Genomic DNA, 25391 nt, shown 5'->3' on the forward strand with positions numbered 1-25391 from the left:
GGGGGGGCGGGGGGGCCCCCGGGGGGGGGGGCCGGGGCCCCCCGCGGCGCCCCCCCCCCCCCCCCGGGGGGGCCCCCCCCCCGCGGGGGGGGCCGGCCCCCGCGTCTCTGTGCGCCGGGCGCGTACGGGTGCGCCGGATCAGCCGGCCCGGGGGACCAGCCGGCCCGGACCGCGCACCAGCTCACCGCCGAGCTTCTTCTGCAGCTTCTTGTCCAGCGGCGTCAGCTTCTGCGGACCACCGAGCGGAGGCACCCCCTCCACCCTCTGCGGGGGCGACTGGGGCGTCTCGTAGCGCGTCGGGGCCGTCGCCAGGGTGATCAGCGTCAACCCGATCAGCAGCACGGTGAACGCGATGGCGGCCCGGGTCCAGAGCTGCGCCTTGCGCTCGCAGCCCGTCCGGATCAGGTCCGGGACCGGGAGCGAGGCCGCGGGCTGGGCGAGGGCGAGCGCGCCGAGGTGTTCGTGCAGCAGCGCGGACTGACCGGCCGGTGCCGACGGCTCCGCGAGCTCGGGCAGCTGCTCGGCGACGGAGGCCCGGGCGGTCATCAACCGCCCCGCCGCCGCCGGAGTGCTCGCCTCGGTCTCCGCCGCGGTCTCCGGCAGCCCCAGACCGACACCGTCGTGCAGCAGCAGGGTGCGGCGGTACGAGGGTGGCAGGGCCAGCAGCGCGTCGAGCAGGGCACGAGGGCCCGGCGCTTCGGGCGGCGGGTCGGGGTGGCGGTGCTCGCGGCGCAGCCGGTGCCACGGAGACATCGCGTGCTCGTAGGCGGCCGCCCGCACCCACCCCACCGGATCGCGGTCCACGGCGACCTCCGGCCAGCGCTGCCAGGCCAGCTCGAAGGCCTTGCCGACGGCCTCCCGGGAGAGGGCGCGGCGGCCGGTCAGCAGATAGGTCTGACGGTAGAGCGCGGGGGCGGCGTGCCGGTACAGCGCGTCGAACGCCTCGGCGGGGGAGGGCCGGGCCCCCTCTGCCCCCTCGGCTTCGGCTGCGTCCGTTTCCCCAGCAGCCTCGGTCTCGGCGGTCTCGGCGGTCTCGGCGGTCCCGGCGGTCCCGGTCGCGACGGTCTCGACTGCGGCGGTCTCGGCGGCCCCGGCCACGGCGGTCCCGACGGCGGCGGTCCCGGTCGCGACGGTCTCGGCCGGGCGGGTGGGCGTGGCCTCGGCCGGCTCGGGTGCGGTGGTGGTGCCGGGCTCGGTCGGGTCCATGACGTCGCTCCCGGCGGCTCTCGGCGGGTTGTTCGGGGTGGCCGGCTTGACGGGGGTGGGATGCGAGGCGGGCCGCGTACCGCCGGTCCCGATCAGTCGCGCGTACACCTCGCGCTTGCGTCCCCGCGGGCTGGTGCGGCCCGTCTCCCAGGCCCGGACCGTGGCCCGGGTGACCCCCACGGCTGCCGCGACCTGCGCCTCACTCAGCGACTTCGCCTCCCGCAGCCTGCGTCGCTCCTTGGGCGAGGGGAGCGGAGGGGAGGTGGGTGTGCCGGTCGTGCTCTGGGTCATGAGGGCCCCCCGCCCGGCCTGCACTGGGTGAAAAAGTACATAAACGTATATTGAGCGACACAACGGCCGTTCGCCCGTTACACGGAATAAGCGCGTGTCGTTGGGAGCATTGCGGCGTGACCCAAATGACCGAACGCGGCCCGTCGTTGTCGGCAGAGCACGGACGGTCCGCCGTGCAGGCCCGGGCGCTGCTGCGCGGGGCGCTCGCGGCAGGACTGGGCCTGGGCTCCGTCGGCGTGCTCGTCGTGGTGCTGTGGATCAGCTCCCCGGACCCCGACAGCGGCCCCGGTGAGGCCTTCCACGCGGCGGCCGGTCTCTGGCTGCTCGCGCACGGCGCCGAACTGATCAGGACCGACACCCTGACCGGCGCCCCGGCCCCCGTCGGCGTTGTTCCGCTGCTGCTCACCGTGCTGCCGGTCTGGCTGGTACACCGGGCTGCCCGGGATGTCCTGGAGCCCCGGGAAGAGCGTGGCGCCCCCTCGGCAGGAGGCGCCTTCGCCCTGGTGGCGGGGGGATATCTGCTCGTCGGGGCGGCCGTGGCGCTCTACGCCCGGGGGTCTTCACTGTCGGCGCGGCCGCTGTCCCTGCTGTTCCCGGCGGTCCTCGTCGTGGCGGGTGCGGCCGCGGCCGGTGTGTGGACGGCCTCGGGGCGCCCGCTCGGCCCGCCGCCCTCCTGGGCGCCCGTGCGGTTGCACGAGGCGATGGCGCGCTCCCGGTTCGCGCGCCGCACGGAGGCGGTCGGCCGGTCCGCGGCTGCCGGGGTGGCGGTCCTGCTGGGCGGGGGCGCGCTGGTGGCCGCGACGGCGCTGGTGTTCCACGCGGAACCGGTCCAGGGGTCCTTCCTGCGGCTCTCGGACGACTGGGCGGGGCGGTGCGCGGTGCTCCTGCTGGCGCTGGCGCTGGTGCCGAACGCGGCGGTGTGGGGTGCCGCGTACGGGCTCGGCCCCGGCGTCGCGCTCGGTACGGCGTCCACGGCCACCCCGCTCGCCTTCACCGGACGCCCGTCGCTGCCGGACTTCCCCCTGCTGGCCGCGCTGCCGGCGCAGGGGTCCGGGACGCCCCTGAACTGGGCGGCCGCGGCGGTGCCGGTCGCGGCGGCGGTGACGGTGGCCTGGTTCACCGTACGAAGGGCGGCGCCAGCCCACGGCGAGCGCGAGGAGGCGTGGAGCCTGCGGGAGACGGCGCTCACCACCGCGCTGGCGGCAGCCGGCTGCGGGCTCGGCGCGGCCCTGCTGGCCGGGGCGGCGGGCGGGCCGCTGGGAACCCACGCGCTGGCGCGGTTCGGTCCCGTGTGGTGGCTCACCGGCGCGGCGGCCCTCGTGTGGACTGCGGCGCTCGCCGTACCGCTGGCGCTGCTGCTCCGGGCCTGGCGGCTGCGGGGGCGTACCCCGGACGAGCAACAGGGGGCGGAGGGGGCCGGGGCCGGCGGTACGGACGAGGCGGGGAAGCCCGGTGACGCGGCGGCGCGGGAGCCCTGGAAGGGGGCCTGGCGCAGGTGGTGGCCGAGGCGCGGCCCCCGGCCGGAGGAACCCGGGGCGGACGAGGCCCCCGTGTCCGTGCCCAGCCCGGCCGGCCCGGTGGGGTCTCGCCAGGCCGACGCGGACGACGGGTTCGAGGCGTACGACTTCCTGCCGACGGACCCCTGGCACGCGAAGGCACCGGCCATGGACTCCGCGCCGGCCGCACCGGCCGCCGACTCCACGCCGGCGTCCGGACCGGCCGAGCCCCTCGGCCCGGCCGGTCCGCAGGACGCTACTCCTTGACGCCGAAGAAGGGTTCCAGCGGCTTCGGGAGCTGGTCGTTGCAGGACAGCTGGCCCGACTTGGTGAGTGAGTCGTTCACGCAGGTGTAGTAGTCGCGGTAGACCAGCTGCACCGTGAACGTCGTCGCGACGATCGACAGGGCGATCAGTGCCGTCACCAGACCGCTGACCGCGGCCGTCGTCTGCTGCCGGCTGCCGCGCTGGACGTAGTTGGCGCCCTGCGGGCCCGCCGCGGCGGTGGGTCCTGCGGCCGGCGCCGGAGCGGACGGCGCACCGGACGCGGTGCCGGGAGCCGCGGCCCGGCCGGCCGTCTCTCCCGTCGAGGACGGCTCCTTCGGCTTGGCCCGGAGCGCGCTGATCGACCAGTACGTGGCGAGTGCGCCGAGCAGCAGCGCGATCTCCGGGAAGTCGAAGAGCGCGAAGAAGAAGGCCCACATGCCGGAGAGCAGTGAGTAGCGGGCGCGGCGCTGGACCGGGTCGGTCGGGTCCCAGCGCAGACCGCGGGAGCCCTCGGGCCCGCCCCGGCCGCCGCCCTGGCCGTTCGGTCCGCCGGGTCCGGTGGGCCGTCCGCCGAAGGTGCCGCTCTGGCGTCCCGGCTGGTGGCTGCTCCACTGGCTGCCCCAGACGGGCCGGTTGTCGGAGGACCCGCCCTCGGGCGTGTCCCCGGAGTCGCCGTCGCCCTCGCCGTTTCCGTTGCCGTTCGTACCGCCGTTGACCGGGTGGCGCGGCTGCCACGGCTGGTCGGGGCGGTCCTCGGGCGGCGGGGCGAAGGGGTTGTCGTCCTGCGGACCGGAGGACCCGGTCGGCGAGGAGGAAGAGGAAGAGGAAGAAGAAGAGGAGCCCGCGGGGGACTGGCGCTCCCGCATCAGCAGTGAGGACCGCTCGGGCAGCGGAAGGCGGAAGGCGGTGCGGCGGCGTCGGTCCGGCATATGGTGAACGTCTTCCCCATCTCGTCATTTCCGCCCTGCGGACGGTTCGCTGTCCCTGACGCTACCCTCCGGCGAGGAGCAGCCGGAAGCTGGGCGTACAGGCGCGGTGGCCGACAGCTGTCACCTGAGAGGCTGCCGGGCCGGCGGTCACCCGACCCTCACCCCCGTCAGACGAGGGCCTCCAGAGGTGCCGGTATCGTTGCTGACGGTCGGCCCGTTCGTAGAGTTCCCCGTATCCAGGGGCGCGATTCTTTCGTACGACCGTACAAACAGCATGGCCGTCGTGCCGCCGGTCCCGCAATGCGGCGGGTGGTGCGGCCGCTTCGAACTGCTCCACACGCGAGAAAGGGCCCAGCCGTGGCCTCCCCGCTCTCCTCCGCCGGACCGGCCCGCCTGGTCGTCCTGGTCTCCGGCTCCGGTACGAACCTCCAAGCCCTGCTCGACACGATCGGTGACGACCCCGAGGGGTACGGAGCCCGCATCGTCGCGGTCGGTGCGGACCGCGACGGCATCGCCGGTCTGGAGCGGGCCGAGCGGGCCGGGCTCCCCACCTTCGTGTGCCGGGTCAAGGACCACGGGACGCGCCAGGAGTGGGACGCGGCGCTCGCCGCGGCCACCGCCGCGCACCGCCCCGACCTCGTCGTGTCCGCGGGCTTCATGAAGATCGTGGGCAAGGAGTTCCTCGCCGGGTTCGGCGGCCGGTTCATCAACACCCACCCCGCCCTGCTCCCCAGCTTTCCCGGTGCCCACGGTGTGCGCGACGCGCTCGCGTACGGCGTGAAGGTCACCGGGTGCACCGTCCACTTCGTCGACGACGGTGTCGACACCGGTCCGATCATCGCGCAGGGCGTGGTCGAGGTGACCGAAGAGGACACCCCGGAGGGCGAAGCCGCCCTCCATGAACGCATCAAGGAAGTCGAGCGCCAGCTGCTCGTCGAGGCCGTGGGGCGGCTCGCCCGTGACGGCTATCGCATTGAGGGACGAAAGGTTCATCTCGGTCATGTCGGTGAATAAGCCCATCCGTCGCGCCCTGGTCAGCGTCTACGACAAGACGGGGCTCGAAGACCTCGCGCGCGGCCTCCACGGGGCGGGTGTCGAGCTGGTCTCCACCGGCTCCACCGCCGGGAAGATCGCAGCCGCCGGAGTGCCGGTCACCAAGGTCGAGGAGCTCACCGGCTTCCCCGAGTGCCTCGACGGCCGCGTGAAGACGCTGCACCCGCGCGTCCACGCCGGCATTCTGGCCGACCTGCGCCTGGACACCCACCGCGAGCAGCTTGCCGAGCTCGGCGTGGAGCCGTTCGACCTGGTGGTCGTCAACCTCTACCCGTTCAAGGCGACCGTCGCCTCCGGCGCCTCCGACGACGAGTGCGTGGAGCAGATCGACATCGGCGGCCCGTCGATGGTCCGCGCCGCCGCCAAGAACCACCCGTCGGTCGCCGTCGTCACCAGCCCGGAGCGGTACGCCGACGTCCTCGCGGCGGTCGAGGCGGGCGGCTTCGACCTGACCGCCCGCAAGCGGCTCGCCGCCGAGGCGTTCCAGCACACCGCCGCGTACGACGTGGCGGTCGCCTCCTGGTTCGCCGCCGACTACGCCGCCGCGGACGACTCGGGCTTCCCCGACTTCACCGGTGCGACGTACGAGCGCAAGAACGTCCTGCGCTACGGCGAGAACCCGCACCAGCCCGCCGCGCTCTACACCTCCGGCGAGGGCGGCCTCGCGGAGGCGGAGCAACTGCACGGCAAGGAGATGTCGTACAACAACTACACGGACACCGACGCCGCGCGCCGGGCCGCGTACGACCACGCCGAGCCGTGTGTCGCGATCATCAAGCACGCCAACCCGTGCGGCATCGCGATCGCCGACGACGTCGCGACGGCGCACCGCAACGCGCACGCCTGCGACCCGCTGTCGGCGTTCGGCGGCGTCATCGCCGTCAACCGCCCGGTGACGGTCGCCATGGCCGAGCAGGTCGCGGAGATCTTCACCGAGGTCATCGTCGCCCCGGCGTACGAGGACGGCGCCGTCGAGGTGCTCGCCCGCAAGAAGAACATCCGCGTGCTGCGCTGCCCCGACGCCCCGTCTGCCGAGGTCGAGGTCAAGCCGATCGACGGCGGCGCGCTGCTCCAGGTCACCGACCGCCTCCAGGCCGACGGCGACGACCCGGCCAACTGGACGCTGGCCACGGGTGAGGCGCTCTCCGCCGACGAGCTCCGGGAGCTCTCCTTCGCCTGGAAGGCGTGCCGCGCGGTCAAGTCCAACGCGATCCTGCTCGCCAAGGACGGCGCCTCGGTCGGCGTCGGCATGGGTCAGGTCAACCGCGTCGACTCCGCGAAGCTCGCCGTCGAGCGTGCGGGCGAGGAGCGCGCGCGGGGTGCGTACGCGGCCTCCGACGCCTTCTTCCCCTTCCCCGACGGGCTGGAGATCCTGACCGCGGCCGGCGTCAAGGCCGTGGCCCAGCCGGGCGGTTCGGTCCGCGACGAGCTGGTGGTCGAGGCGGCGAAGAAGGCGGGCGTGACGATGTACTTCACGGGTACGCGGCACTTCTTCCACTGACCTCATGACGAAGGGCCGGTCTCCCCGAACGAGTTCGGGGAGACCGGCCCTTCGTGCTGCTCTGCCGCGTTACTACTTGATCTTGACCACCAGGGTGCCGGCGGCACGGTCGTGCCAGCCCTGCAGCTTCCCGGAGTTGTCGAAGAACGGGGAGAGGTAGGTCAGGATGGCGCCGATGTAGCAGAGGAAGGCACCGACGATCGGGATGATCCAGCGGATGAAACCGGCGCCGAGGCCCGGGTTCAGGCCCGTGTTCTCCTTGACGACCTTCACGCCGAGGGCCTTCTTGCCGAGCGTGGCACCCATCAGGGAGATCATCAGCCACTCGTAGAGCAGCGTGATCAGAACGAGGATGGCGAGCATGCCGAACATGGTGGCGATGAAGCTCATGCCGGCGTCGTTGACGCAGGACTGGTAGCCCGGGTCCAGCGTGGAACCGCAGTCGTCGGTGCTCTCGGCGAGGCCCAGGGCGCCGGCCAGGCCGATCGCGCTGAAGATGCCGTAGATGACGCCGATGATGAGGCCGTCCAGGCAGCGCGCGCCGAGGCGGCGGCCCATCGAGGCGACCTCGACCGTGCCGAGCGTGGGCACGTTGATGTACCCGTTGTTGGCCTGGAGGGTGCCCGGCTGCTGGGGCGGGTAGCCGTAGCCGGGCTGGCCCTGCGGGGGCACGCCGGGCTGCTGCTGCGGGTAGCCGTAACCCGGCTGACCCTGCTGCGGGACGCCCTGGGGGGCCTGCTGCGGGTAGCCGTAGCCGGGCTGACCCTGCGGCGGCTGGCCCTGGGGCGGCTGACCGGGCTGCTGCCCGTAGGGGTTGTTCGGGTTCGGGTCGCCGAAGCTCATCTGGGGCGTTCCTCCAACGGACGTACGGGGACGAATGCGGCCGCGCGGAGGAAAGAAAACATCAGCGGTCCGCCCCCCGGGTACTTCTGCGGCACTGCGGCCTTCATCGTTATAAGCGGGACGTAAGTTTGTCCAGTCACATCCCGAGAAGTTGTCCAAGTGCAACCTTGTGTCCACGGTGGGTATCCGCAATTGGTCCGCGGGCGGGGTCATCCGCGAGTATGGGGACATGACTGCCCAGATTCTCGATGGCAAGGCCACCGCAGCCGCGATCAAGTCCGATCTCACCGTCCGCGTGGCGGCCCTCAGGGCCCGGGGTATCACCCCCGGCCTGGGAACCCTGCTGGTCGGGGACGACCCGGGCAGCAGGTGGTACGTGAACGGCAAGCACAAGGACTGCGCCCAGGTCGGCATCGGCTCCATCCAGCGCGAACTCCCCGACACCGCAACGCAGGAGGAGATCGAGGCCGTCGTCCGCGAACTCAACGCCGACCCCGCGTGCACCGGTTACATCGTGCAGCTGCCCCTGCCCAAGGGCATCGACACCAACCGCGTCCTGGAACTGATGGATCCGGCCAAGGACGCCGACGGTCTGCACCCGATGAGCCTGGGCCGGCTCGTGCTCAACGAGCAGGGCCCGCTGCCCTGCACCCCGCAGGGCGTCGTGCAGTTGCTCCGCCACCACGGTGTCGAGATCAACGGCGCGCACGTGGTGGTCGTCGGCCGCGGTGTCACCATCGGCCGGTCGATCCCGCTGCTGCTGACCCGCAAGTCCGAGAACGCCACGGTGACCCAGTGCCACACCGGTACCCGTGACCTCTCCTCCCACCTCCGTCAGGCGGACATCATCGTCGCCGCCGCGGGCGTGCCCCACATCATCAAGCCCGAGGACGTGAAGCCGGGCGCGGCCGTGCTCGACGTCGGCGTCAGCCGCGACGAGAACGGCAAGATCGTCGGCGACGTCCACCCGGGCGTGGCCGAGGTCGCCGCCTGGATCTCGCCGAACCCGGGCGGTGTCGGTCCGATGACCCGCGCCCAGCTGCTCGTCAACGTGGTCGAGGCGGCCGAGCGCGACGCCGCCGACGCCGTCTGAGCCGGCTGATCCGAATCCGGAAGGAACCCCATGGGTGCTGGTACGAGCCCGGCCGACCGGGCCGCCTCGGCGACCGGGCCGGCCGACGAACAGGCGACGGGCGCGGCTGAGGGTACGGCCGAGGACAAGGGCGATGACGCGGCCGTGGCCGGAGGCGACGCCCCCGCGGCGCGCCGGTCGCGGCGCTTTCCGTCGTTCACCCGGGACACCGCGCGTCCCGAGGGCGGCGGCCGGGCGGCCGGCGGGGACGCTCCCGCGCCCGCCCGTCAGTGGCCGCTGCTCACCGTGCTCTGCACGGCCGGGGCCGGTCTCCTGATCGTGGCCGCCGACCCCTTCGACGAGGCCTTCCGGATCGGCACGATCCTGATCGGCGTGGCACTCATCGGGGGCGCGGTCCTGCGTCTGGTGGTTCCCTCGGTGGGCATGCTCGCGGTGCGTTCCCGTTTCACCGACCTGGTGACGTACGGACTGCTGGGCGTCCTCATCGTGATGCTGTCGCTCATGGCGCAGCCCAAACCGTGGCTGGACATCCCGCTCCTGGAGGACGCGGTCCACTTCGCGATCCGTTGAGCGGAGCCCTCCAAGTGAACGGTGTCCGCTGAACGGTGTCCGCTGAACGGTGTCCGTCCCCTCCCCCGAGAAGGGACGGACACCGTGGACGAGGCGCTCCGGAGCGAAATACTTCGGAAAGTGGCGACTTGAGCGGCCTTGCCCCGTCCTGACTTCAGCCTTGTCGACGGGGATCGAGGGTTCAAGGGCTGACTGTGGCCTGTGGCACGGAAGTGACCATTCCGCCACCGTGTGATCGCCGGGCAACGGTGGCAGACTGGCCCGGCCGCCACGGGCGGGGGCGTGCGAGGGTGCGCCCGGCCGCCTGAGTGCCACCGTGCGCTCTCTCCCCAGGAACTGGCAGTCTGCGTTCGCGCATCTACCTGGGTAGTCCGGGAACGGAAGACCACCGGTTTCGGACAGGTGGGCAGACCGTGCGCGGCGCAGCGCAAGCCCGTGGGCAAGCAGGGGGAAGTGGGGAACTAATGCCTCGTTGGAAGGCACTGCCGGAAGAGCTCGACCCGCAGGTCCGGGAGTTCACCGGCCAGTTGCGCAGACTCGTCGACCGCAGCGGCCTGAGCATCGCCGCGGTGGCCGACCGCACGGGCTACAGCAAGACGTCGTGGGAGCGGTATCTGAACGGCCGGCTGCTCGCTCCCCGCGGGGCGATCGTCGCGCTCGGCGAGGTGACCGGCACCAACCAGTCCCATCTGAACACCATGTGGGAGCTGGCGGAACGGGCCTGGAGCCGTGCCGAGATGCGCCACGACATGACGATGGAAGCCATTCGGATCATCGAGGCGCGGGCTGCGCTCGGAGACGCCGGGACCCCGCGCGGCCACGGCAGGAGCCGCCCCTCCGGCGCTGTCCGTACGGCGGGTGAAGCGGCGGGGGAGGCGGCGGGACCGGTGCCCGCCGAGGACGGTTCGCCGTCCGTGCCGGCGCAGCGCGGGACCCTTCCGCGCGTGCCGCAGCAGCCGCGGACCGGACCGGACGCGGCCCCGGGGCACGGTCTGCCGCCCGACGTGGCCTTCGCCGCCGGCATCGGCGGACAGCAGCCCCCCGCGCTCGGCGACGGCGCCCCGGACAAGGCCGGGGGCCGCCGCCGGCCGGTCGTGATCGCGGCGGCCGTCGTGGGCGTCCTGCTCGTGGTCACCGGTGTGGTGCTGCTGATCGGCTCGGGCAGCGACTCCAAGGGCGACGAGGCCGCGGCCACCCCCTCCCCGACGCCGACGGCCGCCGCTCCGGTGCTGCCCGCCGGCGTCGAGTGCAGCGGCTCCACCTGCGCGGGCGGGGACCCCGAGGAGATGGGCTGCGGCGGCGAGCACGTCCGTACGCTCTCCAGCGCCACCGTCGGCACCAGCGTCATAGAGGTGCGCTACAGCGAGACCTGCACGGCGGCGTGGGCCCGGATAACCAAGGCCGCCCCCGGCGACGTCGTCGAGATCACCGCGGGCGAGGCAGGGCAGAAGAGCACGGTGGACGCGACCGCGGCCGCGTACACCCCGATGGTCGCCGTGAAGCGGATCGCCGACGTCGAGGCGTGCGCCACGCTCGCCTCCGGTACGCAGGGGTGCACGGCCGAAACGGCCGAGTAGCGGCAAGGGAGCAGGCCGCCGCGGCCGGGTGTGCGAGGAGTAACCGGTTGTGTGCGGTGCCACAGGGGGGCGGGCGGCCGCGGGGTTCCGGGTCGGATAGCCTGATCGCCGGATATCTCTTCACATCAAGATTCAGGGATGTCCCGCACCAGGGGCCCGGAGCCCCCACCGCCAGCTGTCTAACGGAGATCGCCATGACCCGCACTCCCGTGAATGTCACCGTGACCGGCGCAGCCGGCCAGATCGGCTACGCGCTGCTCTTCCGCATCGCCTCCGGCCACCTGCTCGGCCCGGACGTGCCGGTCAACCTGCGTCTCCTGGAGATCCCGCAGGGGCTGAAGGCCGCCGAGGGCACCGCGATGGAGCTCGACGACTGCGCCTTCCCGCTGCTGCGCAACATCGAGATCACCGACGACGCCAACGTCGGCTTCGCCGGCGCGAACGTCGCCCTGCTCGTCGGCGCCCGCCCGCGCACCAAGGGCATGGAGCGCGGCGATCTGCTCTCCGCCAACGGCGGCATCTTCAAGCCGCAGGGCAAGGCGATCAACGACAACGCCGCGGACGACATCAAGGTCCTCGTCGTCGGCAACCCGGCCAACACCAACGCGCTCATCGCGCAGGCCGCCGCCCCGGACGTACCGGCGGAGCGCTTCACCGCGATGACCCGTCTGGACCACAACCGCGCGATCTCGCAGCTGGCCGCCAAGACCGGTGCCGCCGTCTCCGACATCAAGAAGCTGACGATCTGGGGCAACCACTCGGCCACCCAGTACCCGGACATCTTCCACGCGGAGATCGCCGGCAAGAACGCCGCCGAGCTCGTCAACGACGAGGCCTGGCTGGGCGACACCTTCATCCCGACCGTCGCCAAGCGCGGCGCCGCGATCATCGAGGCCCGTGGCGCGTCCTCCGCCGCCTCGGCCGCGAACGCCGCCATCGACCACGTGCACACCTGGGTCAACGGCACCGCCGCGGGCGACTGGACCTCGATGGGTATCCCGTCGGACGGCTCCTACGGTGTCCCCGAGGGCATCATCTCGTCCTTCCCCGTCACCACGGAGAACGGCACGTACAAGATCGTCCAGGGCCTGGACATCAACGAGTTCTCCCGTGCGCGCATCGACGCGTCGGTGAAGGAGCTCACCGAGGAGCGCGACGCGGTCCGCGAGCTCGGCCTGATCTGATCCGTCCGTCTCCCCTGGGGGGACATGCGGACGCCACCGCCCCCGGCAGCAGTCGCTGCCGGGGGCGGTGGCGGTTTCCGGCAGGGCCGGAGCGCGTTCAGAACGTGGCGGAGAACTCGCGCAGAGCCGCCATGGCCCGGCGCTGGAGGCCGGGGCCGAACGTGACGCGGGCGGCTCCCAGCTCGCCCAGGCGCCGCGGACCCGGACCGTCCGGCCGGGCGAGGGCGTTCAGCGGTACGGGGACGGCGGCGGCCAGGCGGGGGAGGGCTTCGGGCGGTGCCATGATCGGGTACACGCTGTCGGCGCCCGCCGCCACGTACAGCAGTGCGCGGCGCACGGTCTCGGCCTCCTGGTCCACGCCCTCCGGGACACCGGTGACGTACGTGTCCACCCGGGCGTTGACGAACAGCGCGTCCCCGGCGGCCGCCCGCACCTCCGCCAGCCGGTCCGCCTGCCACCGGGCATCCACGAGGACCCCGTCCACCGTGTCCTCCAGATTGCAGCCGACGGCCCCGGCGGCGAGCAGCCGCTCCACCAGCTCCCGGGGCGCCAGCCCGTACCCCGCCTCGATGTCGGCCGACACGGGTACGGAGACGGCGCGGGCGATCCGCGCCACCGCCGCGAACATCTCGGCGGCGGGCGTGGCCCCGTCCTCGTAACCGAGCGAGGCCGCCACCCCCGCGCTCGGGGTGGCCAGGGCGGGGAACCCCGCGTCGGCGAGGACGCGGGCGCTCGCGGCGTCCCACGGGCCGGGGAGGACCAGTGGATCGCCGGGAGTGCGGCCGTGGTGCAGCGCGCGGAGGTCGGAGGCGGTCATCGCGGAGGGCTCCTGTGGTGGGCGGTGCGAGGGGGCGTGGCCGGATCAGTGGTCGCCGGGGGTGTAGTGGCCCGGAACCATGCGGGTGGTCACGGCGAACCGGTTCCAGGCGTTGATCGCGATGACCGCGGCGATGAGGTGGGCGAGCTCGGTCTCGTCGAAGTGCTTGGCGGCCTTCGCGTACACCTCGTCGGGCACGAAGCCGTCGGTCAGGACGGTGACCGCCTCGGTCAGCTCGATCGCCGCGATCTCCTTCGGTGTGTAGAAGTGCTGCGACTCCTCCCAGGCGCTCAGGTGCAGGATCCGCTGCACGGACTCACCCGCGGCGAGCGCGTCCTTGGAGTGCATGTCGAGGCAGAACGCGCAGTGGTTGAGCTGCGAGGCCCGGATCTTCACGAGCTCCGCCACGACCGGGTCGAGTCCCTTGTTGGCCGCGGCGTCCATGCGGGCCATCGCCTTGTAGACGTCGGGGGCGTGCTGGGTCCACTGCATGCGCGGGGTGTGCTCGGCGGTGTACTCGGAGGTCGTGTGGCTGTTCTCGTTCGTCGTCATGGATATGACGCTACGCGGCCAGTGGCGCACGTGTATGGTCCATTTCCATGACGGATCCCTGGGCCACTTTCGGTGCCGACCTGCACGTCGACCTGACCGGATCGACAGGGCTGCGGGCCGGGCTCACGGATGCCCTGCGGGAGGCGTCCCGGACCGGCCGGCTGGCACCCGGGACCAGGCTGCCGTCGTCCAGGACCCTCGCCGCCGACCTCGGCATCGCCCGCAACACCGTCGCCGACGCCTACGCGGAGCTGGTCGCCGAGGGCTGGCTCACCGCGCGGCAGGGCTCCGGCACCCGGGTGGCGCAGCGGTCCGCGCCGCGCCCGTCCACCACCAGGACGCCCCGCACCCGGCCGCCCCGCAGCAGTCCCGCGTACAGCCTGATGCCCGGCTCGCCCGACCTCGCGACGTTCCCGCGCGCCGAATGGCTGAAGGCGGCCCGCCGCGCCCTCACCCGCGCGCCCAACGACGCCTTCGGCTACGGGGACCCGCGCGGCCGCATCGAGCTGCGCACCGTGCTCGCCGACTATCTGGCACGGGCCCGCGGGGTGTACGCGGATCCCGAACGCATCGTGATCTGCGCCGGCTTCGTCCACGGGCTGAGGATGATGGGCAAGGTGCTGCGGGAGCGCCGCGTGCGCGAGGTGGCCGTCGAGTCGTACGGACTGGACCTGCACACGGGCCTGCTCACCGAGGCCGGGCTGCGCACCCCCTGCCTGCCGCTCGACGGACTCGGCTCCCGGACCGGCGAACTGCACGCGATCCATGGCGCGGGCGCGGTGCTCCTGACACCCGCTCACCAGTTCCCGACCGGGGTGCCGCTCCACCCCGACCGGCGGGCCGCGGCCGTCGACTGGGCGCGCAGCACCGGTGGGCTGATCCTGGAGGACGACTACGACGGGGAGTTCCGCTACGACCGCCAGCCGGTCGGCGCACTCCAGGGCCTGGACCCCGAACGCGTCGTGTACCTGGGGACGGCCAGCAAGTCCCTGGCACCGGGGCTGCGGATCGGATGGATGGTGGTGCCGCAGTCCTTGGTGGGCGAGGTGACCGAGGCCAAGGGCTGGAGCGACTGGTCGTCGAGCGCGCTGGAGCAGCTCACACTGGCGGAGTTCATCGCCTCCGGCGCGTACGACCGCCATGTGCGTTCCCTGCGGCTGCGCTACCGCAACCGCCGCGACCAGCTGGTCGCGGCCCTGGCGGAACGGGCCCCCGCCATCCGCGTCAGCGGAATCGCCGCCGGAATGCACGCCGTACTCGAGCTCCCGGAGGGCAGCGAGGCCGAGGTGATCCGCGCGGCGGCCTGGCAGGGCCTCGCGGTGCAGGGCCTGTCCTTCTTCCGGCACCCGGACGCCGAGGTGCGGCGCGAGGCGCTGGTCATCGGGTACGGAACACCGACCGACAGCGCCTGGGCGGGCGCGCTGGACGCCCTGTGCCGCATCCTGCCGTGAGCGCCGTGAGCGCCGTGAGCGCCGTGAGCGCCGTGAGCGCCGTGAGCGCCGTGAGCGCCGTGAGCGCCGTGAGCGTCGTGGCCGTCGTGGCCGCCGTGAGTCCGGTGAGCGCCGTGAGTCCGGTGAGCCCTCAGTCGGTCGTGCCCGGAGCCGCGGGCTCCGGGGTGTCCGCCGGGGCCTCGCCGAACCGGGCCAGGGCCAGCGCACCCGCCACGGCCACCGCGAAGCCGGTGACCGCCAGCCAGCCGAGGCCGTCGCGGGTACGGTCCCCGAGCCAGATGACCCCCACCAGCGCGGGCCCGATCGTCTCGCCCAGCACCATTCCGGCCGTGGCCGTCGTCACCGAGCCGCGTTGCAGCGCCGAGGTGAGCAGCAAGAACGCCGAACCGCCGCCGACCAGCAGCGCGTACACGGCGGGGTTGGTGACGAGCGCGGACGGCGACACGTCGTCGATCAGCCGGACGGTCACCTCCACCACCCCGAAGCCGCAGCCGGCGCCGAGCCCCAGGACGAGGGCCCGCGCCCGCTCGGGCAGCCGGCCCGCCGCCGTGCCGATCAGCAGGATGCCGACGGCGATGCCGAGCATCGACCAGCGCAGCGCATCCGATCCGGCCGCATGTCCCTCCGCGCCGGAGGCGAGCCCCAGCATGCCGAGGCCGGCGCAGACCACGGCGACGGCCGTCCACTCGGTGGAGCTCAGCCGCACCCCGAGGAGCCGGGCGGCGACGACCGCGGTCACGGCGAGACTCGCGGCCAGGGCCGCGCCCACCGCGTAGATGGGCAGGGAGCGCAGGGCGATGATCTGGAAGACGAAGCCGAGGCCGTCGAGGGCGAGCCCGGCCACGTAACGCCACTGGCGAAGCGCCCGCAGCAACAGCGCCGGGTCCACCCCCGCACCGGATCCCGGCTCGGCGGCGGCCCGCGCCGCGACGGCCTGAAGGACGGAGGCCGTGCCGAAGCAGACCGCGGAAGCGAGCGCACAGATCATCCCCAGGAGCACACAGGGACTCTACTGGCGCCGGGGCGGACGCCCCTCTCGGCCCCGGCACCCCCCCGCCCCGGGATCACCCCGGGATCACCCCGGGATCACCCCGGGATCAGCCCCGCAGCACCTCGCGCAGCTGCTCCAGGCCCCAGTCCAGGTCCTCCTTGCTGATCACCAGTGGCGGGGCGATCCGGATCGTCGAGCCGTGGGTGTCCTTCACCAGCACCCGCCGCTCCATCAGCCTCTCGGAGATCTCCCGGCCCGTGCCGCGGCCCGGGTCGATGTCGACGCCCGCCCACAGACCGCGGCCCCGCACCGCCTCCACCGCGCCGCCGCCCACCAGCAGACCCAGCTCCTGATGGAGGTGATCGCCCAGCTCCGCGGCCCGCTGCTGGTACTCACCGGTGCGCAGCATCGCGATGACCTCCAGCGCGACCGCGCACGCCAGCGGGTTGCCGCCGAACGTGGAGCCGTGCTCCCCGGGCCGGTAGATCCCCAGCACCGCCGCGGACGACACGACTGCCGACACCGGCACCACACCCCCGCCGAGCGCCTTGCCGAGCACGTACATGTCCGGCACGACACCCTCGTGCTCACAGGCGAAGGTCTTCCCGGTCCGGCCGAGGCCCGACTGGATCTCGTCCGCGATGAACAGCACGTTCCGCTCGCGGGTCAGCTCCCGGACCCCGGGGAGATAGCCGGGCGGCGGGACCACTACCCCCGCCTCGCCCTGGATCGGCTCCAGCAGCACCGCCACGGTGTTCTCGGTCATCGCCTCCCGCAGCGCGGTCAGGTCCCCGTACGGCACGATCTCGAACCCCGGGGTGTACGGACCGAAGTCCGCGCGCGCCTCGTGGTCCGTGGAGAAGCTGACGATCGTCGTCGTCCGGCCGTGGAAGTTGTCGGCGGCGACGATGATCTTCGCCATCCCGTCCGGGACGCCCTTGACCCGGTAGCCCCACTTGCGGGCGGTCTTCACCGCGGTCTCCACGGCCTCCGCCCCGGTGTTCATCGGCAGCACCATCTCCATGCCGCACAGCTCGGCGAGCTGTGTACAGAAGTCGGCGAACCGGTCGTGGTGGAAGGCCCGCGACGTGAGGGTCACCCGCTCCAGCTGGGCCTTGGCCGCGTCGATCAGACGGCGGTTGCCGTGGCCGAAATTGAGCGCCGAGTAACCGGCCAGCATGTCGAGGTAGCGGCGGCCCTCGACATCGGTCATCCAGGCGCCGTCCGCCGTCGCGACGACGACGGGCAGCGGATGGTAGTTGTGCGCGCTGTGCGCCTCGGCGGAGGCGATGGCGGTTTCCGTGGTCGACACGGGATCTCCGTTCGTCGTGCGGCGTGGGCCGGGATGGTGCCCACTTTGTATCGTCGGTCGGATCCCCCACGAGGAAACCTTCACTTCGCGGCGCGCCCGCGATTTACGCCCCCGGGCCCGTCCCTGCGCCCCCTCCGGCGTCCGCGGACGATTCCTCCACCGGCTGCCCGAGATGGGTTCCGTACCTGAGACAATGACTTCCATGGCCTCTGAACGTCCCCGTGTGCTCTCCGGAATCCAGCCCACCGCCGGCTCGTTCCACCTCGGCAACTACCTCGGCGCGGTCCGCCAGTGGGTGGCCCTGCAGGATTCCCACGACGCCTTCTACATGGTGGTCGACCTGCACGCGATCACCGTCCCGCAGGACCCCGCGGAGCTGCGTGCCAACACCAGGCTCGCCGTCGCCCAGCTGCTCGCCGCCGGGGTGGACCCGGAGCGCTGCACGCTCTTCGTCCAGAGCCACGTCCCCCAGCACGCCGAGCTCGGGTGGGTCATGAACTGTCTGGCCGGCTTCGGTGAGGCGTCCCGGATGACGCAGTTCAAGGACAAGTCGGCCAAGCAGGGCAGCGACCGCACCACGGTGGGTCTGTTCACCTACCCGCTGCTGATGGTCGCCGACATCCTGCTCTACCAGGCCGACCAGGTCCCGGTGGGCGAGGACCAGCGCCAGCACCTGGAGCTGACCCGCAACCTCGCCGAGCGGTTCAACGGCACCTACGGGGACACCTTCACCGTGCCGGACCCGTACATCCTCAAGGAGACGGCGAAGATCTACGACCTGCAGGACCCGTCCGCGAAGATGAGCAAGTCGGCGGCGACCACCAAGGGTCTGATCAACCTCCTGGACGAGCCGAAGGTGACCGCCAAGAAGGTGAAGAGCGCCGTCACGGACACCGACATGGTGGTCCGCTTCGACCAGGCCGGGAAGCCGGGCGTCAGCAATCTGCTGTCCATCTACTCCACCCTCACCGACACGTCCGTCGCCGACCTGGAGCAGAAGTACGAGGGCAAGGGCTACGGTGCGCTGAAGACGGACCTCGCCGAGGTCATGGTCGACTTCGTCACACCGTTCCGCACCCGCACCCAGGAATATCTCGACGACACCGAGACGCTGGACTCCATCCTGGCCAAGGGAGCGGAGAAGGCACGGGCCGTCGCCGCCGAGACCCTGGCGCGGACCTATGACCGGATGGGCCTTCTGCCCGCCAAGCACTGAGTCCAAGGACCCTGGCGCAAGGACCTTCACAAGCGGCACACTGGCGACGTGAAGCATGCGGCCGCCAGTGGCTGAAAACAGATGCTCGAGGATTGAGGAGAACGACGTGGGGACCGTAACGCTCGGCGTTTCGATCGCGGTCCCGGAGCCCTACGGCAGCCTGCTCCAGGAGCGGCGCGCGAGCTTCGGGGACCCTGCCGCACACGGCATTCCCACCCACGTCACCCTTCTGCCGCCGACCGAGGCGGAGGCGGCCGACCTGCCCGCGATCGAGGCGCACCTCGCCGCGATCGCGACCGGCGGCCGCCCCTTCCCGATGCGGCTCTCCGGCACGGGCACCTTCCGCCCGCTCTCACCGGTCGTCTTCGTCCAGGTCGTCGAGGGCGCCTCGGCCTGCTCCTGGCTCCAGAAGCGGGTACGGGATGCCTCCGGGCCGCTGGTGCGCGAGCTCCAGTTCCCGTACCACCCGCACGTGACCGTGGCGCACGGCATCTCCGAAGCGGCGATGGACCGGGCCTACGCGGAGCTCGGTGACTACGAGGCGTCCTGGACCTGCGGTTCCTTCGCGCTGTACGAGCAGGGCGTGGACAGCGTCTGGCGCAAGATCAACGAGTTCCCGTTCGGGGCGGGCGGCGGCAGCCCCGCCGTGCCCGCGCAGAACGGCAGCTCCGTGGACGCGCCCTCGCTCCACACCTGAGCGGGCCGGGCGGCCCCCGCCTCAGACCGGCAGGCGCCGGAACAGCGGCCTCGGCACATGCCGCAGCGCCGACATCACCGCCCGCAGCGCCCCCGGCACCCACACCGTCTCCGAACGCCGCCGCAGCCCCGTCACGATCGCGTCCGCGACCGCGTCCGGCGTGGTCACGAGCGGGGTCCGGGTGAACGGGATCATCGCGAGCGGCGCCCCGGCCGCCGCCGCTCCGGACCCCGCCGGTGCGGTCGCCGGCCGGACGAGACCGGGCCGCACGACCATCACGTGCACGCCCGTCCCGTGCAGGGCGTCCCCGAGCCCCTGGGTGAACGCGTCCAGGCCCGCCTTGCTCGACCCGTAGATGAAGTCCGCGCGCCGGGCGCGCTCCCCCGCCACCGAGGAGAGCACCACCAGCGAACCGTGCCCCTGTGCCTGGAGTGCGCCGGCGCACACCAGGCCGGCGGAGACGGCACCCGTGTAGTTCGTCTGGGCGACCCGGACCGCGGCGAGCGGTTCCTCCTCGTCGCGCTCCTGGTCCCCGGGGATGCCGAAGGCGAGGAGCACCATGTCGATGTCGCCCTCGGTGAAGATCTTGCCGAGGCCGGTCTCGTGGGACTCCGTGTCCAGTGCGTCGAAGTCGACGGTACGGACATAGGCCCCCCGGCCGCGCAGTTCGGCCGCGGCCGAGTCCAGGGCGGGGGAGGGGCGTCCGGCCAGCCAGACCGTGCGGGTGCGGTGGGCGATCAGGCGGCGTGCCGTGGCGAGCCCGATCTCCGATGTGCCGCCGAGGACGAGCAGGGACTGCGGGGCACCGAAGGCATCCTTCACGGAACGCTCCTTAAAGGCGGGTGGCGGGAGAGGGGGAGGCGCTCGGCGGCCGGGGTGGCCGCCGTCGCGCCGTCAGAGGGAGAGCCGGCGCGAGAGATCCGAGCGGAACGCCCCGTTCGGGTCCAACTCGGCCCGGAGCTGCCGGAATTCGCCCAGCCGGGGGTACATCGCGGCCAGCGCGTCGGGGCGCAGCCGGGAGTCGGCCGTCAGGCAGACCCGGCCGCCCGCCGCCGCCACCTCCTCGTCCAGTCGGTCTAGGAAGCGGGCCAGTCCGGGCAGGGCCGCGGGCAGGTCGAGGGCGAGGCTCCAGCCGGGTTCCGGGAACGACAGCCAGCCGGGGTCGGTCGGGCCGAACCGCTTGAGCACGGCGAGGAACGACGGGCAGCGCCGCTGCGCGATCCGCCCGACGATCCGGCGCAGTGTCTCCGCCCGCTTGTCCCCGACGGCGAACTCGTAGTGTACGAATCCGCCCCGGCCATGGAACCGGTGCGCGTGCGACGAGGTGTCCAGCGGGTGGAAGAACGTGGAGATCCGCTGGAGTTCCCCGGTGCGGGACCGCGGCGCGCGGCGGTAGCGGAGCTCGTTGAGCGCGGCGGCGGACATGCGGCCCAGCAGCCCGCCGGGCATGAGGTCCGGTACGAGGAAGTGGGCGGGAGGCAGGGGGGCGGGGCGGAAGACCAACGGTGTGCGCCGGGCGTGCGCCGGGAGCATGTGCAGGGGTGCGTGCTCCCCCCGGGTCAGCACGCCGCGCCCGGTGGACCGGCCGCGGGCGGTCAGGTCGACCCAGGCGGACGCGTAGTGGTGGCGGCGGCTGCCGGTGGCCAGTCGCGTCATCAGGTCGTCTAGATCGAGGGCCCGTTCGGTGTCGACCGACATCAGGGACGTCGCGACCGGATGGAACCGGAGTGTGGCCGAGAGGATCACCCCGGTCAGGCCCAGGCCGCCCGCGGTCGCGTCGAAGAGCGGGGTGCCGGGGCGGACCGTACGGATCCGGCCGTCCGCGGTGAGGAGTTCGAACGCGGTGACATGCCGGGAGAAGGAGCCGGCGGTGCGGTGGTTGTGACCGTGGACGTCGGAGCCGATCGCCCCGCCCACCGTGATGTACCGGCTGCCGGGCGTCACCGGCAGGAACCACCCGAGCGGCAGCAGTACCTCCAGCAGCCGGTGCAGGCTCACCCCCGCGTCGCACACCACGAGTCCGGCTGCGGCGTCGATGGTGCGAATTTGGTCCAGTCCCGTCATGTCGAGGACGGAACCCCCGGCGTTCTGCGCCGCGTCGCCGTGCGCCCGGCCCAGGCCGCGGGCGATCGAGCCGCGCGGCCCACAGCCGCGCACCGCGGCGACCGCCTCCTCGTGGCTACGGGGGTGGAAGCGGAGCGCGGTCGTCGGGGCGGTGCGGCCCCAGCCGGTCAGGGACACGGTGTCGACAGACATGAGGGTGACCGTATCGCCCGAGAAAACACCTTTGAGGGATTTGTTACAACACTCACCGAAATGGGTGATTGCGAGGACGTCATCCCGCCCGCAGCGGACCGCACGCCGGTTTTCGGTGCCCGGAAGGGTAGTCGTACGGCATGGACTGGCTGAAAAAACTCCCCGTCATCGGGCCGATCGTCTCCCGGCTGATGGAGACGCACGCCTGGCGCAGCTACGAAACGCTGGAACGGGTCCACTGGGCCAGGCTCGCCGCGGCGATCACCTTCATCAGCTTTCTGGCGCTCTTCCCGCTGATCGCGGTCGCCGCGGCGATCGGTGCGGCGCTGCTCTCCGACAAGCAGCTGGACAAGATCGAGAACACACTCGCCGACCAGGTGCCCGGCATCTCCGACCAGCTCGGCATCGACAACCTGGTGGCCCACGCGGGGACCGTCGGGCTGGTGGCCGGCGCACTGCTGCTCTTCACCGGCATCGGCTGGGTCGGCTCGATGCGGGACTGTCTGCGCGCCGTCTGGGAGAGGGACGACCTGGACCAGGGCAACCCCGTCCTGCGCAAACTCAAGGATGCCGGGGTGCTGTTCGGGCTCGGCGGGGCCGCCCTGGTGACCATGGCGATCTCCTCGGTCGGCTCCGTGGCCATCGGATGGGTCGCCGATCTGCTGGGCATCCCGGAGGGCGGCGCGGGCGGCGTGCTGCTGCGGATCGCGGCCCTGGTGGTGGCCGTGATCGCCGACTTCCTGCTGCTGCTCTACCTGCTGACCATGCTGCCCGGCGTCGAGCCGCCGCGGCGCCGGCTCGTGGTGGCCGCGCTGCTCGGCGCGGTCGGCTTCGAGCTGCTCAAGCTGCTGCTCGGCAGCTATATGAGGGGCGTCGCCTCGAAGAGCATGTACGGCGCCTTCGGGGTGCCGATCGCGCTGCTGCTGTGGATCAACTTCACCGCGAAGCTCCTGCTGTTCTGCTCCGCCTGGACGGCCACGCGGAGCAAGGGCGAGGCCGGACCGGTGGCAGACGCGGAGCAGGACTCCGCGTCCGCCACCGGCAGGGAGGCCGGTGGCAGCACCCTCAGCGGCGGGGGAGGCGGCGCATCAGGTCCGGCAGCGGCCAGCGCCGGTTGACCAGGAACACCGCCCCGGCCAGCAGCACCAGCACCCCGCCGGTGATGCCCAGAGCGATCCCGACCCCGCTGGAGCCTTCGTCGGCCGCGGCGGCCTTCGTGGTCCCCGGCCCGTTCCCGCCCTCGGCCGCGGCCGGCTTGTCGGGCTGGGCGCCCTTGCCCGTACCCGTCCCGGTGTCGGCGGACTTCGGCGGGACGAGTTCGCCGACCGGGCTGACCTTGCCGCTCGCGGCGAAGCCCCAGTCGAGCAGCCTGGCCGCTTCCTTGTAGACGGCGTGCGTCTCGTCGGACGACGGGTTCATGACGGTGACGAGCAGCACCTTGCCGTTGCGCTCGGCGACACCGGTGAAGGTGTTCCCGGCATGCGTCGTGTAACCGTTCTTGACGCCCGCGACGCCTTTGTACTGGGTGACGCCGTCCGCCCCGGTGAGCAGCCGGTTGGTGTTCTGGATGCCGAAGCTCTCGCGCTTCTTGCCCTTCTCCTGCTGGCCGGGGAACTGCGCCGTCGCCGTCGAGCAGTACTCGCGGAAGTCCGCCTTCTGCATCCCGCTGCGGGCGAAGAGCGTGAGGTCGTACGCGCTGGAGACCTGGTTGGGGGCGTCGTACCCGTCGGGCGAGACCACCGTGGTGTCCAGGGCCTGGAGCTCGTCCGCGTGCGTCTGCATGTCGGTGACGGTCTTGGGGACGCCCCCGTACATCGAGGCCAGGACGTGCACCGCGTCGTTGCCCGAACGCAGGAAGACCCCGAGCCACAGGTCGTGCACCGTGTAGCTGAGGTCCTCCTTGACGCCGACCAGGCTGCTGCCCTCGCCCATACCGGCGAGGTCCTCGTCCTTCACCGTGTACGAGAGCGACTTCGGCTGGAGCGCCGGTGACTGGATCAGGGTGTCGGCGAAGAGCATCTTCAGCGTGGACGCCGGAGGCAGCCGCCAGTGCGGATTGTGCGAGGCGAGTACGTCGCCCGTCTCCGCGTCCGACACCATCCAGGATCTGCCCGTCAGGTCCTTCGGCAGCACCGGGGCTCCGGCACCGAGATTGACCTGGGTCCCGCTCCGGCCGAGCTGCGCGCCACCGACCTGCGACATGCCGGCCGGCGGCTTCGGCTCGTTGTCCGCGGTGTCCTGACCGACCGCCGACGCGGGACTGACGAGAAAAACGGACAGCAAAGCGGCAGAGGTGACCGACAGCGCGGCCTTCTTGAGAGCTGACACGGTCGAAAACGTACATGCAGTTGATCTGATTATGGACACCGGAGGTATGACCCGCCGTGCGCACCGCCGGGACGGCCCACCCCGGGCGAGGCTGGCGGAGCGTGGCGGCGATACTGATTCCATGAAGCTCAGCCGCCCCGTCTCCTGGTTCCTGCTCGCCTTCGGGGTGTGGAGCTGGTTCATCTGGATCACTTTCGCTAAAAATCTATGGCAGGACGGCAGTGGTCTCGCCTTCGACGACGCGGGTGACCCGACTGCCTACTTCTGGGTGCATCTGCTGCTCGCCATCACGTCCTTTCTCCTGGGGACGGCAGTCGGCGTGATCGGGTTCCGTGGCGTCAGGTCCCTGCGCAGCCAAGAGGCGTAGCGCGTCGACTTCCGGCCGGGGCCGAATGCGGGACAAACAGGTACGAACGAGGCGGGGGAGTGTGTATGGCGGTCCTGGGTTTCGCTGTACTGGCGGCCGCCGTGCTCGCGCTGCTGGCCGTCGTGCACCGCTATGTGTGGCGCCGCCTGGTCGGTGACACGACGACAGCGGGCAGTCTGCCGCGCAGGGCCGGCACGGCGGCGGCGTACGTCCTGCCGCTGCTGAGCGTCGGCGCCCTGGTCTCCGGGCGTACGGGCGCCCCCTTCCGGCTCCAGCAGGCGCTGGCCTGGCCCGGCTATCTGTGGCTGGCCGCCCTGCTCTATCTGACACTCGCGCTGCTGGCCGGCGAGGCGGTACGGCCGCTGCTGCGCCGGCTGCTCGCCCGCCGGGCAGCCGTGTCCCTGGAGGCAGCGGCCCGGGCCCCGGAGACCGCGCCCGCCGAACCGGCCGCCCCCGCACACCCGTCCGCCCTCGCGACGGCAGCCCCGCCGGCCCCCGCACCCACCGCCACCGCACCCCGGGCCACCGCACCCGCCGCCCCCTCGCGCCGCCTCTTCGTCGCGCGGGCCGTCGGCGGCGCCGCAGCCGTGGCAGGGCTCGGCACGACCGGCTACGGCGCCTACGGGGTGCTGCGCGGACCCCGCGTCAAGCGCGTCACCGTTCCGCTGGCCCGGCTGCCCCGGTCCGCCCACGGCTTCCGGATCGCCGTCGTCAGCGACATCCACCTGGGCCCGGTTCTGGGCTCGGCCCACACCCGGCGGATCGTCGACACGGTCAACCGGACCCAGCCCGACCTGATCGCGGTCGTCGGGGACCTGGTCGACGGATCGGTGGCCGATCTCGGCCCGGCCGCCGAACCGCTCGCCGGGCTCCACGCCCGGCACGGCGCGTTCTTCGTGACCGGTAATCACGAGTACTACTCCGGGGCCGCCGAATGGGTCGACCACGTAAGGGAATTGGGGCTGCACCCGCTGGAGAACGCCCGGCTCGAGATCGACGGTTTCGATCTGGCCGGGGTCAATGACATCGCGGGCGAGAGCGAAGGACAGGGCCCCGATTTCGGCCGGGCGCTCGGCGACCGGGACCGCACCCGCGCCGCCGTCCTCATGGCGCACCAGCCCGTCGTCATCGACGAGGCCGCCCGGCACGGTGTGGACCTCCAGCTCTCCGGGCACACCCACGGCGGCCAGCTCTGGCCGGGCAACTACATCGCGGAACTGTCCAATCCCACGGTCGCGGGCCTCGAGCGCTACGGCGACACCCAGCTGTACGTCACCCGCGGGGCGGGTGCCTGGGGCCCGCCCGTGCGGGTCGGCGCGCCCTCCGACGTCACCGTCGTCGAGCTCGCGTCGCGGCAGGCGTAATCACCACCGAACCTCCGCGAAATGCTTGATC

At 72.5% G+C, this 25391-nt stretch carries 23 protein-coding genes; 13 read left to right on the top strand and 10 right to left on the bottom strand.

Annotated features, from left to right (window positions below):
- Positions 1-138: 138 nt before the first annotated feature.
- Positions 139-1497, bottom strand: a complete 1359-nt coding sequence (locus ACIBJG_RS14040; protein ID WP_399307735.1) for a helix-turn-helix domain-containing protein — start codon at positions 1495-1497, stop codon at positions 139-141.
- Positions 1498-1622: 125 nt separating this feature from the next.
- On the opposite strand from ACIBJG_RS14040, the gene ACIBJG_RS14045 reads away from it, so the two are divergent.
- Positions 1623-3260, top strand: a complete 1638-nt coding sequence (locus tag ACIBJG_RS14045; RefSeq protein WP_399307959.1) for a DUF6350 family protein — start codon at positions 1623-1625, stop codon at positions 3258-3260.
- On the opposite strand, the gene ACIBJG_RS14050 is transcribed toward ACIBJG_RS14045, so the two are convergent.
- Positions 3250-4188, bottom strand: coding sequence for a hypothetical protein (locus ACIBJG_RS14050; protein ID WP_399307736.1), 939 nt, complete (start codon positions 4186-4188; stop codon positions 3250-3252). The two genes, ACIBJG_RS14045 and ACIBJG_RS14050, sit on opposite strands and share 11 nt — an antisense overlap.
- A gap of 357 nt (positions 4189-4545) precedes the next feature.
- Between ACIBJG_RS14050 and purN the strand changes: the two genes are divergently transcribed.
- Both purN and purH read left to right on the top strand, forming a co-directional pair.
- A complete protein-coding gene (purN, locus tag ACIBJG_RS14055) occupies positions 4546-5202 on the top strand; it encodes a phosphoribosylglycinamide formyltransferase (RefSeq protein ID WP_399307737.1) in 657 nt (218 codons plus the stop codon).
- Positions 5189-6742: a bifunctional phosphoribosylaminoimidazolecarboxamide formyltransferase/IMP cyclohydrolase gene (gene purH / locus ACIBJG_RS14060; protein ID WP_399307738.1), complete on the top strand. Its 1554-nt coding sequence runs from the start codon at positions 5189-5191 to the stop codon at positions 6740-6742. The genes purN and purH overlap by 14 nt, the downstream gene beginning before the upstream one ends.
- A gap of 72 nt (positions 6743-6814) precedes the next feature.
- Here the strand turns inward: purH and ACIBJG_RS14065 are convergent, their stop codons facing one another.
- Positions 6815-7585, bottom strand: a complete 771-nt coding sequence (locus ACIBJG_RS14065; protein ID WP_399307739.1) for an RDD family protein — start codon at positions 7583-7585, stop codon at positions 6815-6817.
- A gap of 229 nt (positions 7586-7814) precedes the next feature.
- Between ACIBJG_RS14065 and ACIBJG_RS14070 the strand changes: the two genes are divergently transcribed.
- The 4 genes from ACIBJG_RS14070 to ACIBJG_RS14085 all read left to right on the top strand — a co-directional run bounded on the left by ACIBJG_RS14070 (position 7815) and on the right by ACIBJG_RS14085 (position 12009).
- The gene (locus ACIBJG_RS14070) at positions 7815-8678 is read left to right on the top strand and encodes a bifunctional methylenetetrahydrofolate dehydrogenase/methenyltetrahydrofolate cyclohydrolase (protein ID WP_399307740.1); all 864 of its coding nucleotides are present in this window, start codon (positions 7815-7817) and stop codon (positions 8676-8678) included.
- A 30-nt stretch (positions 8679-8708) separates the two neighbouring features.
- A complete protein-coding gene (locus ACIBJG_RS14075; RefSeq protein WP_399307741.1) occupies positions 8709-9248 on the top strand; it encodes a DUF3017 domain-containing protein in 540 nt (179 codons plus the stop codon).
- 464 nt (positions 9249-9712) lie between these two features.
- The gene (locus tag ACIBJG_RS14080; RefSeq protein ID WP_399307742.1) at positions 9713-10825 is read left to right on the top strand and encodes a DUF2690 domain-containing protein; all 1113 of its coding nucleotides are present in this window, start codon (positions 9713-9715) and stop codon (positions 10823-10825) included.
- Positions 10826-11019: 194 nt separating this feature from the next.
- Complete coding sequence (locus tag ACIBJG_RS14085) at positions 11020-12009, top strand: malate dehydrogenase (RefSeq protein WP_024488992.1); 990 nt, start codon at positions 11020-11022, stop codon at positions 12007-12009.
- Positions 12010-12106: 97 nt separating this feature from the next.
- Here the strand turns inward: ACIBJG_RS14085 and ACIBJG_RS14090 are convergent, their stop codons facing one another.
- The gene (locus ACIBJG_RS14090) at positions 12107-12826 is read right to left on the bottom strand and encodes an isocitrate lyase/phosphoenolpyruvate mutase family protein (protein WP_399307743.1); all 720 of its coding nucleotides are present in this window, start codon (positions 12824-12826) and stop codon (positions 12107-12109) included.
- A gap of 45 nt (positions 12827-12871) precedes the next feature.
- Positions 12872-13378, bottom strand: coding sequence for a carboxymuconolactone decarboxylase family protein (locus ACIBJG_RS14095; protein ID WP_399307744.1), 507 nt, complete (start codon positions 13376-13378; stop codon positions 12872-12874).
- 47 nt (positions 13379-13425) lie between these two features.
- On the opposite strand from ACIBJG_RS14095, the gene ACIBJG_RS14100 reads away from it, so the two are divergent.
- Positions 13426-14829 carry a PLP-dependent aminotransferase family protein gene (locus ACIBJG_RS14100; RefSeq protein ID WP_399307745.1) on the top strand — a complete coding sequence of 468 codons (1404 nt, stop codon included), beginning with the start codon at positions 13426-13428 and terminating at the stop codon, positions 14827-14829.
- Positions 14830-14959: 130 nt separating this feature from the next.
- On the opposite strand, the gene ACIBJG_RS14105 is transcribed toward ACIBJG_RS14100, so the two are convergent.
- Positions 14960-15817: a hypothetical protein gene (locus ACIBJG_RS14105; RefSeq protein ID WP_399307960.1), complete on the bottom strand. Its 858-nt coding sequence runs from the start codon at positions 15815-15817 to the stop codon at positions 14960-14962.
- A 109-nt stretch (positions 15818-15926) separates the two neighbouring features.
- Positions 15927-17132 (bottom strand): ornithine--oxo-acid transaminase, encoded by a 1206-nt coding sequence (gene rocD / locus ACIBJG_RS14110; protein WP_399307746.1) that lies wholly within the window; start codon positions 17130-17132, stop codon positions 15927-15929.
- Positions 17133-17334: 202 nt separating this feature from the next.
- On the opposite strand from rocD, the gene trpS reads away from it, so the two are divergent.
- Positions 17335-18348, top strand: coding sequence for a tryptophan--tRNA ligase (trpS, locus tag ACIBJG_RS14115; RefSeq protein ID WP_399307747.1), 1014 nt, complete (start codon positions 17335-17337; stop codon positions 18346-18348).
- A 106-nt stretch (positions 18349-18454) separates the two neighbouring features.
- A complete protein-coding gene (locus ACIBJG_RS14120) occupies positions 18455-19045 on the top strand; it encodes a 2'-5' RNA ligase family protein (protein ID WP_399307748.1) in 591 nt (196 codons plus the stop codon).
- A 21-nt stretch (positions 19046-19066) separates the two neighbouring features.
- On the opposite strand, the gene ACIBJG_RS14125 is transcribed toward ACIBJG_RS14120, so the two are convergent.
- The gene (locus tag ACIBJG_RS14125) at positions 19067-19867 is read right to left on the bottom strand and encodes a decaprenylphospho-beta-D-erythro-pentofuranosid-2-ulose 2-reductase (protein WP_399307749.1); all 801 of its coding nucleotides are present in this window, start codon (positions 19865-19867) and stop codon (positions 19067-19069) included.
- Positions 19868-19939: 72 nt separating this feature from the next.
- On the bottom strand, positions 19940-21301 hold the full coding sequence (locus ACIBJG_RS14130) for an FAD-binding protein (protein WP_399307750.1): 1362 nt from the start codon (positions 21299-21301) through the stop codon (positions 19940-19942).
- A gap of 140 nt (positions 21302-21441) precedes the next feature.
- On the opposite strand from ACIBJG_RS14130, the gene ACIBJG_RS14135 reads away from it, so the two are divergent.
- Complete coding sequence (locus ACIBJG_RS14135) at positions 21442-22419, top strand: YihY/virulence factor BrkB family protein (protein WP_399307751.1); 978 nt, start codon at positions 21442-21444, stop codon at positions 22417-22419.
- Here ACIBJG_RS14135 and ACIBJG_RS14140 read toward each other — a convergent pair.
- Positions 22367-23629, bottom strand: coding sequence for a D-alanyl-D-alanine carboxypeptidase family protein (locus ACIBJG_RS14140; RefSeq protein WP_399307752.1), 1263 nt, complete (start codon positions 23627-23629; stop codon positions 22367-22369). The two genes, ACIBJG_RS14135 and ACIBJG_RS14140, sit on opposite strands and share 53 nt — an antisense overlap.
- Before the next feature lie 121 nt (positions 23630-23750).
- On the opposite strand from ACIBJG_RS14140, the gene ACIBJG_RS14145 reads away from it, so the two are divergent.
- On the top strand, positions 23751-23996 hold the full coding sequence (locus tag ACIBJG_RS14145) for an SCO4848 family membrane protein (RefSeq protein WP_399307753.1): 246 nt from the start codon (positions 23751-23753) through the stop codon (positions 23994-23996).
- 65 nt (positions 23997-24061) lie between these two features.
- Positions 24062-25360, top strand: coding sequence for a metallophosphoesterase (locus tag ACIBJG_RS14150; RefSeq protein WP_399307754.1), 1299 nt, complete (start codon positions 24062-24064; stop codon positions 25358-25360).
- Positions 25361-25391 lie beyond the last annotated feature (31 nt).

It is taken from the genome of Streptomyces sp. NPDC050422, assembly GCF_044458665.1.
GTDB lineage: Bacteria > Actinomycetota > Actinomycetes > Streptomycetales > Streptomycetaceae > Streptomyces.

Excerpts from the sequence above, each read along its gene's own strand:
- ACIBJG_RS14105 (WP_399307960.1), bottom strand. The coding sequence starts at position 15,817 with ATGATCTGTGCGCTCGCTTCCGCGGTCTGCTTCGGCACGGCCTCCGTC.
- ACIBJG_RS14135 (WP_399307751.1), top strand. The coding sequence starts at position 21,442 with ATGGACTGGCTGAAAAAACTCCCCGTCATCGGGCCGATCGTCTCCCGG.
- ACIBJG_RS14100 (WP_399307745.1), top strand. The coding sequence starts at position 13,426 with ATGACGGATCCCTGGGCCACTTTCGGTGCCGACCTGCACGTCGACCTG.
- ACIBJG_RS14130 (WP_399307750.1), bottom strand. The coding sequence starts at position 21,301 with ATGTCTGTCGACACCGTGTCCCTGACCGGCTGGGGCCGCACCGCCCCG.
- ACIBJG_RS14040 (WP_399307735.1), bottom strand. The coding sequence starts at position 1,497 with ATGACCCAGAGCACGACCGGCACACCCACCTCCCCTCCGCTCCCCTCG.
- ACIBJG_RS14050 (WP_399307736.1), bottom strand. The coding sequence starts at position 4,188 with ATGCCGGACCGACGCCGCCGCACCGCCTTCCGCCTTCCGCTGCCCGAG.
- ACIBJG_RS14095 (WP_399307744.1), bottom strand. The coding sequence starts at position 13,378 with ATGACGACGAACGAGAACAGCCACACGACCTCCGAGTACACCGCCGAG.
- ACIBJG_RS14065 (WP_399307739.1), bottom strand. The coding sequence starts at position 7,585 with ATGAGCTTCGGCGACCCGAACCCGAACAACCCCTACGGGCAGCAGCCC.
- ACIBJG_RS14080 (WP_399307742.1), top strand. The coding sequence starts at position 9,713 with ATGCCTCGTTGGAAGGCACTGCCGGAAGAGCTCGACCCGCAGGTCCGG.
- trpS (WP_399307747.1), top strand. The coding sequence starts at position 17,335 with ATGGCCTCTGAACGTCCCCGTGTGCTCTCCGGAATCCAGCCCACCGCC.
- ACIBJG_RS14070 (WP_399307740.1), top strand. The coding sequence starts at position 7,815 with ATGACTGCCCAGATTCTCGATGGCAAGGCCACCGCAGCCGCGATCAAG.
- ACIBJG_RS14145 (WP_399307753.1), top strand. The coding sequence starts at position 23,751 with ATGAAGCTCAGCCGCCCCGTCTCCTGGTTCCTGCTCGCCTTCGGGGTG.
- ACIBJG_RS14045 (WP_399307959.1), top strand. The coding sequence starts at position 1,623 with ATGACCGAACGCGGCCCGTCGTTGTCGGCAGAGCACGGACGGTCCGCC.
- ACIBJG_RS14075 (WP_399307741.1), top strand. The coding sequence starts at position 8,709 with ATGGGTGCTGGTACGAGCCCGGCCGACCGGGCCGCCTCGGCGACCGGG.
- ACIBJG_RS14090 (WP_399307743.1), bottom strand. The coding sequence starts at position 12,826 with ATGACCGCCTCCGACCTCCGCGCGCTGCACCACGGCCGCACTCCCGGC.
- ACIBJG_RS14085 (WP_024488992.1), top strand. The coding sequence starts at position 11,020 with ATGACCCGCACTCCCGTGAATGTCACCGTGACCGGCGCAGCCGGCCAG.
- purH (WP_399307738.1), top strand. The coding sequence starts at position 5,189 with ATGTCGGTGAATAAGCCCATCCGTCGCGCCCTGGTCAGCGTCTACGAC.
- ACIBJG_RS14150 (WP_399307754.1), top strand. The coding sequence starts at position 24,062 with ATGGCGGTCCTGGGTTTCGCTGTACTGGCGGCCGCCGTGCTCGCGCTG.